This window comes from Oceaniserpentilla sp. 4NH20-0058 (genome assembly GCF_040371755.1).
Classification (GTDB): domain Bacteria; phylum Pseudomonadota; class Gammaproteobacteria; order Pseudomonadales; family Oceanobacteraceae; genus Bermanella.
In genome coordinates, this window is the sequence record NZ_BAABWE010000002.1 from 162854 (window position 1) to 175572 (window position 12719).

Annotated in this window: 14 protein-coding genes; 5 read left to right on the top strand and 9 right to left on the bottom strand. The window is 44.1% G+C overall.

Going from position 1 to position 12719, the window contains the following annotated elements; all coding sequences use genetic code 11:
* The first annotated feature begins 144 nt into the window (after positions 1-144).
* Complete coding sequence (locus ABWV45_RS03920; protein ID WP_353348898.1) at positions 145-504, top strand: sirohydrochlorin chelatase; 360 nt, start codon at positions 145-147, stop codon at positions 502-504.
* 38 nt (positions 505-542) lie between these two features.
* Here ABWV45_RS03920 and ABWV45_RS03925 read toward each other — a convergent pair whose 3' ends face one another.
* The 9 genes from ABWV45_RS03925 to ABWV45_RS03965 form a co-directional block, all read right to left on the bottom strand.
* Positions 543-914, bottom strand: a complete 372-nt coding sequence (locus tag ABWV45_RS03925; RefSeq protein WP_353348900.1) for a DUF1304 domain-containing protein — start codon at positions 912-914, stop codon at positions 543-545.
* 108 nt (positions 915-1022) lie between these two features.
* A complete protein-coding gene (locus ABWV45_RS03930) occupies positions 1023-1595 on the bottom strand; it encodes a gamma-glutamylcyclotransferase (protein WP_353348902.1) in 573 nt (190 codons plus the stop codon).
* Positions 1596-1815: 220 nt separating this feature from the next.
* On the bottom strand, positions 1816-2529 hold the full coding sequence (locus ABWV45_RS03935; RefSeq protein WP_353348904.1) for a ZIP family metal transporter: 714 nt from the start codon (positions 2527-2529) through the stop codon (positions 1816-1818).
* 9 nt (positions 2530-2538) lie between these two features.
* Positions 2539-3246: a pseudouridine synthase gene (locus ABWV45_RS03940; RefSeq protein WP_353348906.1), complete on the bottom strand. Its 708-nt coding sequence runs from the start codon at positions 3244-3246 to the stop codon at positions 2539-2541.
* A 50-nt stretch (positions 3247-3296) separates the two neighbouring features.
* Positions 3297-3587, bottom strand: a complete 291-nt coding sequence (locus ABWV45_RS03945) for a hypothetical protein (protein WP_353348908.1) — start codon at positions 3585-3587, stop codon at positions 3297-3299.
* A gap of 124 nt (positions 3588-3711) precedes the next feature.
* On the bottom strand, positions 3712-4737 hold the full coding sequence (locus tag ABWV45_RS03950; RefSeq protein WP_353348910.1) for a DUF2333 family protein: 1026 nt from the start codon (positions 4735-4737) through the stop codon (positions 3712-3714).
* Between the two features lie 3 nt (positions 4738-4740).
* On the bottom strand, positions 4741-5199 hold the full coding sequence (locus ABWV45_RS03955) for a copper chaperone PCu(A)C (protein ID WP_353348912.1): 459 nt from the start codon (positions 5197-5199) through the stop codon (positions 4741-4743).
* A 110-nt stretch (positions 5200-5309) separates the two neighbouring features.
* Positions 5310-7289 carry a bifunctional diguanylate cyclase/phosphodiesterase gene (locus tag ABWV45_RS03960; protein WP_353348914.1) on the bottom strand — a complete coding sequence of 660 codons (1980 nt, stop codon included), beginning with the start codon at positions 7287-7289 and terminating at the stop codon, positions 5310-5312.
* A gap of 16 nt (positions 7290-7305) precedes the next feature.
* Entirely contained in the window at positions 7306-8025 is a 720-nt protein-coding gene (locus ABWV45_RS03965; protein WP_353348916.1) for a transglutaminase-like cysteine peptidase, read from the bottom strand.
* A 159-nt stretch (positions 8026-8184) separates the two neighbouring features.
* Here ABWV45_RS03965 and ABWV45_RS03970 point away from each other — a divergent pair, with 159 nt between their 5' ends.
* From ABWV45_RS03970 to ABWV45_RS03985, 4 genes are all read left to right on the top strand, one after another.
* Complete coding sequence (locus ABWV45_RS03970) at positions 8185-9792, top strand: diguanylate cyclase (protein WP_353348918.1); 1608 nt, start codon at positions 8185-8187, stop codon at positions 9790-9792.
* A 98-nt stretch (positions 9793-9890) separates the two neighbouring features.
* Positions 9891-10331, top strand: a complete 441-nt coding sequence (aroQ, locus tag ABWV45_RS03975; protein ID WP_353348920.1) for a type II 3-dehydroquinate dehydratase — start codon at positions 9891-9893, stop codon at positions 10329-10331.
* Between the two features lie 143 nt (positions 10332-10474).
* The gene (gene prmA, locus ABWV45_RS03980) at positions 10475-11371 is read left to right on the top strand and encodes a 50S ribosomal protein L11 methyltransferase (RefSeq protein WP_353348922.1); all 897 of its coding nucleotides are present in this window, start codon (positions 10475-10477) and stop codon (positions 11369-11371) included.
* 17 nt (positions 11372-11388) lie between these two features.
* Entirely contained in the window at positions 11389-12642 is a 1254-nt protein-coding gene (locus ABWV45_RS03985) for a zinc-ribbon and DUF3426 domain-containing protein (RefSeq protein WP_353348924.1), read from the top strand.
* The last annotated feature ends 77 nt before the right edge of the window (positions 12643-12719 follow it).

Sequence of the window (12719 nt, forward strand, 5' to 3'; positions counted from 1 at the left end):
AAAGGGAATCCATGCCAATTTTACAGGATTATGAAGTTGCATAAGAATTTCCCCAAAACATGGGAAAAAGGTAAGGTACACACACTGATTAAACCACTCAAATAGCTAATGAAAGGGCGAATTTAGAGTGACAAGGAATAGATAATGAAAGCGTTATTACTTATTGCCCATGGCTCTCGTAAAGCCAGCTCGAACCAAGAAGTGGCCGAACTAGCCAACAAGCTTAGCCAGCAAGACAGTGAATTTGCCCTAGTGGCCCATTGCTTTTTAGAGCTCACCACGCCAAAAGTGCCTGATAGCGTGGCCCAGCTAGCCGCTCAAGGAGCAACAGAGGTAGTGATTTTGCCCTATTTTCTAGCGGCGGGAATGCATGTATCTGAAGATTTACCTGAGTTACTAAGCCAAGCTCAACAGAACTTTCCCAAAGTAAGCTTCACGCTTTTAGAGCACCTAGGGGCAGCTGAGCAGATGCCAAGCTGGATATTGCAGCAAGCGAGCCGTTAACGGCTCGCCTACTTGAAACGAAATATTAAAAGCAGAGGTTAAACAAAAGCATTCACTAAAACCGCCGTCAACGCCAAAGCCGCAGGTAACGCCTGAACCTTATAAATTACTTTATTAGCTGTGGCTCCACCATACAAACCCGCAACTAATACACAGCTAACAAAGAACAACTGTATTTGCAGTGCGGTTTCAGCATTAGGGTGTAATAACCCCCAAAATAAACCTGCCGCCAAAAAAACATTATACAATCCTTGGTTTGCAGCCATGACCTTGGTGCTCTCGGCCTCTTCTACACTCATGCCAAATACTTTACGACCCTTGGGTTTAGTCCATAAAAACATTTCGAGTATTAAAATATAAACGTGCTCTATGGCGACTAAGGCAACGAGTAACGAGGCGAGAATTTCCATGGTGATTCCTGTTTTTATTATTGAATACACATACAGCTTATCGCGAAATATTGAGCGCAACTAGGTTTTAATTTAAAACGCTCAATCTCGTCATCTATCCCATTAATATCATATTGAGCGAAGATACCGTTCAATCAAAAACACATGGTCATCATCGGCATTCAGCGTCCGTAAGGCGCTTGCTAAGAGCAGCGCATATTCAGCATTTTCACCGCTGGGCCCAGAACTTTTAGCAATGTGTTCTGCAATTTTTTTCTCACTGGTTTGACCAAGAAACGCATCATTGTCTTGATCCGCAATATAAATCAAACCGAGTTTCTGAGTTATATCTCCTGTGGGTTCTATTAGGTGTAAAGCCACCTCATGTCTTAGATAGCCATTTTTTTCTCTATGGTCTAAATGCTCAAACACATCGGCGGTCACTTTATAAGCCATACCATCGCAGCGATTGCCCGCGTCTTCAATTAAGGTCACCACACGTCCGGGTTGTTCGGGGGTGCCTCTATGGTCATGACTGCCCTGCCAAAACCTTCTGGCCCAACCAGTGATAAAAGCTGGTTGTTTATGAGTAAAAGGAAAGTCTACTTTGTAAATTAGCGAGCCATAACCAAATAACCAAATCTCATCGTACTGATCTAACGCCTGACGGGCTTGATTCGCTTCAATGGTATTTAACGTCATAGTTAGTCACTCTAAAGATGATACCTCTTACGTTATCATATTTAGATAGAGCGATAATACTCTCTGCCTCACTTACCTCACATTAGGTGCACCGACATAAACCAATCAATACAACCTGATATATACCCTTTTTTACAAGCGGTTTATTACCTGACTGTTTAGGGCTGAATGTTCAAAAAGAAGGGGATCTCAAAACCGATCTGTGGCTTTTATTTGATTTTTAACTTGTCAGCATGTGACCTAGCATACCTAATACAAACCCCAATACCGCTCCCATTGGCGGGAACCAATGCTCTTCAAGTTTGACATTTGGGGCAATATCTTGGAACACGGAATACATTATGCCCCCTGCGGCAAACAACATAATTGCCGACAATACATGTGGCAATAAGGCTAAATATTCATAGCCTATTAGTCCACATATTGGGCCTAACAGCGCAAGTAAGGCAAACATGATAATGACGTTAAATGCCTTTGATCGACCACTTTCAAGTATCTCTCGATACGCGTTAAAGCCCTCGGGTAGGTTTTGTAAACCGATCAATAAAGCAAGCAGCAAGGCGTGATCACTACCCATACTAAATATGGCCCCAAGCGCCAATGACTCAGGTATAAAATCGGTAAGCATAGCCGCCAGCTGGCTCGCTGGGGTATTCTGTTTTGCTAAATAAATGTCCACTAGCATAAAAGCAAACGCACCACCTACAAACATTGAACATGCCCAATAGGCGTTAAGGTGTGCGATTCCTTGCGGAACCAAAACCAACGCAATTGCCGAGACCAAAGCGCCGGCAGCAAAAGCCATTACACTGTGGCGTAACTCATTTTCTAGCCAATCTTTTTGAGCGTGCTCAAATCTCGCAATTAGCGCCCCTAAAGGCATAGCGAATCCCGCAGCCGCCGTAAATATCAACATAGTCCAAAGGTCGAACATACTGACTCCTTACTTTACTTGCAGAGCTTGAACTTCCTGTTCGCTCAACGCCCTATAGTGACCGGGTAACAAATCGCTATCTAGAGTTATACTGCCAATACTGTGCCTGTGTAATGTTTCCACTCGATTCCCCAAAGCCGCAAACATACGTTTAACTTGATGGTATCGACCTTCATGAATAGTCAGTAACACTTCTTGTTCTGATATTCGCTCTAACTGTGCAGGTAATGTAGGTTTAACATCATCTTTGAGTGTAACCCCTTGCGAAAATAACTGCTCCGCCTCTGCGATTAATGGCTCAGCAAGTCGTGCTCGATAGGTTTTAGCCTGATGGTGTTTAGGTGAGGTAATACAGTGTGACCAGTGGCCATCGTCGGTAATCAGCAATAGCCCTGTGGTATCTTTGTCTAAGCGGCCGACGGTATGCAGTTTTTGCAGATTATGCTCAGCATGCATCACATCAAACACAAGGGGGTGATCGCCATCACTGTTGGCACACACCAAGCCTTGAGGCTTATTCATCATGAAATAGCGGTTCGCCAACTGCGCGGCAATGGCTTCACCATTGAGTTGAATATGATCACTGAGAGGGTGTATTTTCTGTGCGCCACTTTTTGCTTTGATGCGATTCACGCTCACTCTACCTTGGCGAATAGATTTACTGGCCAGTGAGCGTGTTAAATCGGTATGGTCACTAAGATATTTATCAAGCCGCATGGTAGATCCCTTAAACAGGGCGCTAGTTTAACCTATACGTTGATGAGGCTCTAACCTTGATTTTGCTTTATGAAGGCCCCCGGACCCGCCAGCATATATTCGACTTCTTCACGCAATTTTAAAACATGGTCTTCGGCTATTTTCCAGTCTGGCCCACTTACAATAGCCTGATAGCGATCACGAGCAAACGGCAGCAAATCACTTTTAACCAACATGGTAATGGCCAATAACGGGCCAATAAGTTGTGCCGTGTCATTTCGACTGGCGATGTATTCATTTTGAAGTGCTTGCAGGCGTTGTTCTAAATTCAACACATACAAATGATATTCCTGCACGTCCATGTTTACTCCATTACTTCAATTTTTAATATGGGCTTAGTTTGAGTGTAGATGAGAAAATTAAAAAAGAAGGAAGGAGAGCAAAAAAAACGAACAATGAGGCCGGCAGCATTAGCCGGCCATAGAATTAACCTTGTGAGAGTAAGGCTCGAAGATCAATAATGCCAGCGTTAGCACGGGATATATACGATGCCATGACTAATGAGTGATTCGCTGTCATACCAAATCCATCGCCATTTAAGATAATTGGCGACCAGATAGCGGCTTGAGTGGCTTCTAACTCTCGTACGATTTGCTTGACGCTTACCAATGAATTTTTCTTAGATAGTATGTCGGCAAAATCCACTTCGATGGCTTTTAAAATATGTATAAGCGCCCAAGCACTGCCACGCGCTTCATAAAATACATCATCGATTTCCGTCCAAGGGGTTTTCACTTCAAACTCCCCTTCATTTTCAGTGCTTTGTGAAGATGCATTATCCCCAGCTAAATCAACGTTAAGGCGCTTCTGCCCCACACTGGCACTCAGACGCTGACTTAAAGAGCCAAGACGGGTTTCCACATCTTTCAACCATTGGCGCAGGTTATCAGCACGGGCAAAAAACTGGGCTTGGGCCTGTTGTTTATCCGCCAACCTTAATGCATAACTGTTTAGCTTATTGATACCACGGCGATATTCCCCTTCAGTATCAGGTAACGCCCAAGATAAGTTATCAAAGTGAAACTGGGGCTCAGCGATGACTAAGTCCACATCTTCCGTGGATTGACTTTGGCTGCGACTAAAATCTTTGCGCAGCGCTCGGCTTAAATCACGTACCTGTACCAATACGCCAAACTCCCAATTTGGGATATTATCCAGCCACAAACCCGGAGGCATCACATCATTACTTAGATAGCCTCCTGATTTATCCAACAGGGTGCTAGCAATTTCCATTAATGTCACTGTGGTGGTGTAACCTGTAGCAAGATGGCGGTCATTCTCCATGGCATGTTGAGCTGCAACTTCTGTCACAACAAACTGCTCTGGCTCTGAACTAAATACAAAACCTAAGATAACTGCCAGTAATAAAAAGACGGCAATACCACCTACAACGATGCGCATCATCCAGCCAGCTTCTAAAAAGCGGTCTAGGTGTTCATTTTGTTTATCCATAACTTACTCCTTACCATGATGGTGATGATGCATGTGCCCATTTCCCATCATCGACTTTACAGGGACATCATAAGTATAAAGTTTGCCCTGCTCATCTTTCAATTGAAGATCCACTTGATCGCCGGGAATTAGCGGCTGTTTCAAGCCCAACAACATAATATGATGAGCACCGCTTTCAAATACAAAAGAAGCCCCTGCTGGTATTACAATATTAGATACTTGCTGCATGGACATGACACCCGATGCTTTTTTGATGTGGGTATGATATTGCGCGTCCTTGGCCATTGACGTGCTCGCCGACACAAGAGTAATGGCTTGTGTTCCTGTATTTTGTAAAACCATAAAGGCGGCGGTATTCGGTTGCCCCGGTGGCATGGCACGTACTTGAGCATCATGCATTAAAAGCTCTGCATTGGCGTTCATCACAAACAACAACATACTTGCTAAAAAAAAGCGCCCCATAAGGTCTCCTGAATCAACCTGATCGTCATTTACATTGGCGGCTACTATAGCAAACAATTTTGCTTGGGTGTGTTCAACCTATCCGAATACTTCTATTTATGTTCTATCCATTAATCTTGATCAATTTGATGGGCCATAACTGAGGCACTTGGCACGTCCAATGGTGTTGGTGTACCTAAGGCAAAGCCCATTAGTCCATCAATACCAAGTTGAGTAAGCACGTCAATCTCAGCTTGTTGTTCAACCCCTTCGGCAAAACAAAGTGCCCCTTGGGTTTGAAAAACTTGGATCATACCACTGACAAAAAATGCACTGTCTTTTTGTTGGTCTATGTTGCGAATATATCGACGCTCAATTTTTCCTTGATAGATAGGGAAGCTTGCCAAGAAGCCAAAGCTCTTGCCGGAAGTACCTACATGATCCACGCTCAAACGCATGCCCAGGCCCACCATTTCATGTAACCACATTTGTGTTTTCACCGTCACATGGGCCAAGGTGTATTCACTGCATTCAATGATTAGCGATTGTAATTGCTTGGGTTTGAGCTTTTCACTAAACCACTGGCGAAAGCTTGGGTCATTTAAGCTTTTGCCTGAGATATTCAACACCCACTTACCCGTGAATTTATCAGGGTTTGACTCATCTTGTTCAAATACTCGCAGCCAATGGCGAATCACTAGACGGTCGAACGCCTGTGACAAATTTAATTTATCCACCATGGGCCAAAAATACCCCGCCATAAGTGGCTCCTCGCCTTCTTCAATCAACCGACAATGCACCTCTTTTTGAATCACATTGTGAGTATCATCAAATAGAGGCTGGGCAAATAATTGAATTGCTTCATCCTCTAGGGCGGCGTTTAATCTTTGTTGCCATTCCACCCAATTGGTTAATGGATGACTTTCCGTAGCGCCAATTAATAAGCTTTTTTGTTCAGCTTTACTGCGTTGCAATAGCAAATCTAGCTGATGTTTTAAGCTGGCGGGCTCTTGTGGCTCATGTACCGGCATGGCCACAAAGTAAAACTTTGCGTTGTATTGCTGCACTAAGGATAAACGCTTTAGGCTATCGTGAATGGCTTCTATGCGATTTTTAAATTGGCTATCTAACGGATCTGGGCTAAACAACCAAAAGTCACCGCCGCTGGTTCGAGCAATACCCACATGCTCATGGCTGAGTGCAGAATCGGTTTTAAGCTGCAGTGCCAACTGTGATAACAACTCGTCCAACATAGCTTTGCCGTGCTGATCATTCAGCAACATTAAGTTTTCTAAGTGTAAAAGTGCAATCCAACCTGGGGCAAACTGCTCATGCTGCATCCAATCATATAGATATTGATCCCAGCCTTTCGTATTTAATACTTGGGTTAAATTATCGTGATAGGCATCGTATTGAAGCTTTTGTACTGTCTGGCCATGGGCTAAAAAACTGGCTTGAAGCCGATCGCTTAAGTGATTCATTGCCTGTACTAGGCTATATACCTCTTTGGATTTTGGCGTGTCATGAATGTGGACAAACTGATTCAAAGACAGCTTTTCGGCTAGATGCTCTATTTGCTTTAATGGTTGGAGTAACCAATTAAGCAATAACCGCATGCTATAAACCACCAGCAACGTCATCAATAAAAACCAAGCACATTCGGCTTTCACAAGCTGCCATAGCTCTTCATAACTGGTCTTATTGTGTACTACCAAGCTTAATTGCCCAAATTGCTGCCAACCATCAAGTACTTCAGTTTGTGCAAAACCAGGCTGTAGCTTCATCCAACGTTGAAACCACATGGGTACATCGGTGGGTTCGGTGGCGGCTCGCTCAATGATTGCACCGTTTTGCGTGGACTCAAACTTTACCAACGAAAAATGCCCGCGATCAAAAATCACATCCACCATGGATTTAAGCGTGGCATCGTCTTTGGTTTGAGCACTATGAGAAAGGGAAAGTGCAAAGGTAGTGGCGGTTTCATCTGCCCTTGATTGCAACTGCTCTTCAAAATGCAGTTTGAAATTATGAATATTCAACCATAGGTTGCCCGATAGAATCACTACCATTAGGCATCCTAGGTAGAGGGCAAGTTGACGACGAATACTCATAAAAAATGACCTTTAATCAATTTGATTCCCCAGACGGCAATTGCATCCATGGCTCTAACCCTTGAGCTTGCATGCGAAACAATACATCCATCCACATACTTAAGCGACTGGCGGTACCCACTTTAATGCTCTGGCCGCGTTTCTGCTCTAGCCATAACCCCATCCCGTTAAAACTGTAAACCGGCACTAAATCTCGCCGCTTTGATGCCCTTAAAATACGAGGGTTTAGGTTATCTAAGATAAGTGGTTCACTTTTTGGCGCTTTATAATAAGCAAGCACCATATGTGCCTGATTGATCTTCATCGCTTTAACGTAAGTAATTCTTAGCTTTTCTTGAGGAATGCCAGACTGTATAAGAGAAAAATACTTAGCAATCACATAATCTTCACAATCCCCAGCCGCACTGGCCAAAGACTCAATAGGCGTGGCCCAATAGTCCTCTTTTTGCCAATGAGTCTCATCCGATACAAACTTGAGGCGCTCATTAAAGTAGCGATTGATGGTTTCCAACTTGGCTTGCTCAGAGCCTTTTTGGGTGTCACTGGCCTGTCGTATAACGAACTCAGTCCAATCCACAAACACCTGACGACCCTTCTCGCCAAAACCTTGAGTCACTTGCGCTAAACTGGCCTCATTCAGAAGAGCATGGGTGTTTTGCGCCAATACCCAGCAAGCGAAACACACACTCATGCATATAGCAGCGATATTTGGCTGTATCCGCGCTTTGTTTAACATGAATTCACAATACTCAAGTGGATCAGTATTGTTTAACTATAGGTGACACACACTCATCGTGGAGAAAACACTACCAATTTCTCAAACTGATGATTCATACATTAATAAATCACCAAACCTTGCTAAAGTTAAGGTATCTGACATGCATCTTGAGTGCTTATGAGTCACATTGAAAAAGAATCCGCTTCAAATGCGCTCAAACGCCATTTTGCCAGCCGAGTTAGCAATCAAATTCGAGTATTGATCAATGCTTGGCGGCGTAGTTGTGAGCAAGGATTAGCGGTTTCTCACCTAAATAAACTCATTGATGAATGTGAAAAACTGGTACGTCACAGTCTACGCTTCAATATTCACCATCAGCATGACCATGCCTTAGTTATTCTGGAAATGTTAAACGAAGCCAACAACTCCAACCAAATTAATGAACTACAGCAACAAGCCCTGCAACACGCCATTGATAGACTCGGTCAAAGCTCCCTTAGAAAAACCGATAACAACAACCTAGAACAAATACCTAAACCCAAGCCGGTTATATTAGCGGTGCAACCGGATTACGCGGCAAAGCTCAGTGAACAATTTAATCACTTTGGCATTACCAGCCAAATTGCCAAGGACAATGAGCATTTCTATCAGTTACAAGAAAGTATTGAGGCCTGCGCCTATATCACCGACATTCATTTTATGCGTGAACATAACGGCTTAGAATTAATGAGCCACTTTGTGAAACTCAAGCAAACTGACACTCCTATTATTTTTATTACTGAAGAAGAATCCGCCAGCATAGAACAACGTTTAGAAGCCCAGCGAGCTGGCTGTCTTCGCTTTTACGTTAAACCCGCAGTTAGCCAACTGATTCGAACCGTAGAGCGATATTACTCCCCACAACCAGAAGAGCCTTTTCAAGTATTAATTGTTGATGACTCTCGCTCACAAGCATTGTTTTGCGATAAAACCCTAAGTAAAGCCGGCATGAATACCCACGTACTAACCGACCCGATGAAAATACTTGATGCTCTTGATGAATTTCAACCTGAAATCATTGTAATGGATATGTACATGCCCGGTTGTACCGGTACTGAAATCGCAAGCGCCATACGCCAGCAGTCCCACTTAATTGGTGTGCCGATTTTGTTTTTATCCGGTGAAGAAGACATTGATATACAACTGGATGCCATGAGCCAAGGGGGGGATGACTTCCTAACCAAACCCATAAATCCAGATCATCTAGTTATGACTGTGAGCAATCGGGCACGGCGGGCTAGAGTACTAAATAATCTCATTATACGTGACAGCTTAACTGGCCTATTCAATCACACCTATATTTTAGACAAACTAAAACAAGCCTGTCGTAAAGCAAAAGACAAACAACAACCGCTAAGCTTTGCCATGGTGGATATCGACTTTTTTAAAAAAATAAACGACAACTATGGCCATCCAGTTGGCGACAAAGTGATTTTGGCGCTCTCGCTATTTTTGAAACAAAGGCTGCGTAGCTCAGACAGTATTGGCCGTTACGGAGGCGAAGAATTTGCCATCATTTTACCCAATACCACCACAGAGCAAGCTCTCAGCGTCATGAACAATATTCGCCAAGGCTTCAACCAATTGGAACACTCTGCAGACGACAAAGACTTTCACGTGAGTTTTTCATGCGGTATTTGCAGCCTTACTAGCAACAACGGGAACACAATCATTGAACATGCCGACCAAGCCCTTTATGCGGCCAAAAAGCAAGGGCGCAATAATGTTCAAATTTTTATTGAATAGTAGACAACACATCGAGTTTACGACGGATGTGACTAGACAGCCTGAAGTCCATTAGGCAAACTTCAAACCATACCTTTAAAAAGTTAAGAGCACATATCATGGCCTCTATTCTTGTTCTTCATGGTCCAAACCTAAATTTATTAGGCACCCGTGAACCTGAAATTTACGGTAGCGAAACCTTAGAAGACGTAAACGACACACTGGCTCAACAAGCAAAAGAGCAAGGCCACCATTTATTAAGCTTACAAAGTAATGCCGAATACGAACTAATTGAGCGCATTCACGAAGCGCGCAGTGAAGGCATTGACTTCATCATCATCAACCCAGCTGCCTTCACTCACACCAGTGTTGCACTGCGCGATGCTTTATTAGGTGTAAACATCCCCTTCATCGAAGTTCACATATCCAATGTGCACGCCCGTGAAGCTTTTCGCCACCACAGCTACCTGAGCGATGTGGCCGTTGGAGTGATTTGCGGCTTAGGCACACAAGGTTATGAGTTCGCACTGCAACGCGCCTTAACCCTTATTTCAAAATAAACAACCACACTGCAGCCCTGAAAGCGCCATGAGCTGGGCTTAGCAGTGGATTCTCAAACACAAAATAGCTATAGTGTGCGCCCTGTTTTTAACTGCCAGTTGCGGTAAAAAATGGTTATTATCATCAGCAAAAGATTAGATACATGCCCTGGATTCAAGCCATCGTAGACATCACTGCCGAGCAAAGCGCAGACATTGAAGACCTGCTTATGGCCATTGGCGCGCAAGCTGTCACCATGCGCGATGGCGCTAATCAACCTATTTACGAACCACCTTTAGGCACCACCCCGCTTTGGGACAATGTCAGCCTAATCGCATTATTTGATGCAGAGCAGCCACTCGACACACAAATGCAGCAACTGGCTGAACTGTATAAAAGTGAATACGCCAAGCCGTTCCCTAACTACAAACTCGAACTCGTCGAAGACAAAGACTGGGTACGAGAATGGATGGACACCTTCAAGCCCATGGCATTTGGGAAGCGACTTTGGATTTGCCCAAGTTGGCTTGAACCCACCGACCCCAATGCGGTGAACTTAAAACTCGACCCTGGCCTTGCGTTTGGAACGGGCACCCACGCCACCACCTCTTTGTGCTTAAAATGGCTTGATACCCAAGATGTAACCGGTAAAACCGTAGTAGACTTTGGCTGTGGATCAGGCATCTTAGGCGTAGCCGCAATGATTTTAGGTGCGCATCACTTAGTGGGCATCGATATTGATCCGCAAGCCATATTGGCCAGCAACGAAAACACCGAACGCAATGGCGTAGCACAAGAGCGTGCTGAATTCTATTTACCTGAAGACGCCCCTGAATACCAAGCAGATTTAGTCTTAGCGAATATTTTGGCAGGCCCATTAGTGGAACTAAAAGCCGCCATTTTGTCTTATCTTCTACCAAGTGGTCAGCTAGTACTTTCTGGTATACTGGCCAGCCAAGCGCAAGAAGTAGCCGATGCTTACAGCAAAGACTGCCATATCGACGGCATTACAGAAGAAGACGGATGGGTACGTATTGACGCCACCCGCTTTGAAAAATAACGGTTAATTGGAACGCAATGAAGCAAACGCAAATCACAAAGTGTCCTAAATGCGACACGACCTTTCGTGTCAGCCCTGCCCAACTAGAAGTGGCAAAAGGCGCGGTACGTTGTGGTGCTTGTTTGCATGTGTTCCGAGCAGGGGATCATTTTCAAAACAGCAAAAAGCCTGAACCGAATATTCAGGATGATCGAACTCAAGATATGTTTGGCAACCCAACAGCGCCAGAACAAGCCACCCCTGTTAGCCAAGAACAACCGCAAACAAAAGCCGATGTTAATGAGCAAAGCGATGATGATTTTGATTTTCTCATTACTGACAACCAACAAGAAACCATCGAGCTGCCGACAACAATGGCCGCCACTAAGCCGCTTCCTGATGAGCTAGAATCAAGTGCTGACTATATCGAAGACGATGTCGACGACTTCCTCATCGACGATGACAATGGTTTAATTGACGATGAAAATGGCATTGATGAAGACTTTATTCACGATGAATCGGGGCGTAAAGCGCCCATTATTAGTGATTTAAATGAAGATTTTTTATCCATTGACGTACATACTGATTCCGATCCGTTCCACACTGAAAGTGACAAACTCAACGACACCGTAGAGTCTGAAGACCGTGCCGATGATGAATCATGGGCTGACGCATTACTTGATGACACTCAAGAAACCCAACAAAGCGCACCAGCACAACCGCAGAAAAACCTAAAGCCCGCGCCAAGTAAGCCCAATTTCACGTTTATCGAAGATGACCCTTTGGATTTAAGCCTGCCCAATAAAATAAGCCGTAAGAGATTTTGGGTATTATCAGCGTTAAGTGCCTTATTAGTCGTCAGTATGGTCGGACAAATGGCGTACTTTAATTTAGACCAATGGGCGCGCAATGATCAATATCGCCCTTACTACGCATTTGCCTGTGAACACATAGGCTGCAAATTACCTTCTAGCTATGATCTCAAACAAATTCGCACCACGGCTACACCACAGGTATCTAGTCATCCTAAGTTTAAAAATGCACTAAGTGTTGATGTCTTATTTATGAATCATGCCGCTTACGAGCAAGCATTCCCTAAATTAGAACTAACCTTTACCGATAAAAACGACAAGGTAATAGCCCACCGATTATTTACCCCTAGGGAATACCTAGCTGGTGAAGCATCTGGGCTTACCATGATGCCAAGCGAAACCCCGATACATATTGCCTTAGAAATACAAGACCCAGGCCCGCAAGCAAACAACTACCAAGTAAGATTTGTCGCGCCATAATGATCACAAATCGAGCCTTGCTATAGCAAAAAAATATGACAATTTGGTCACATAGGGTATTGACAAATTCGTCTCGG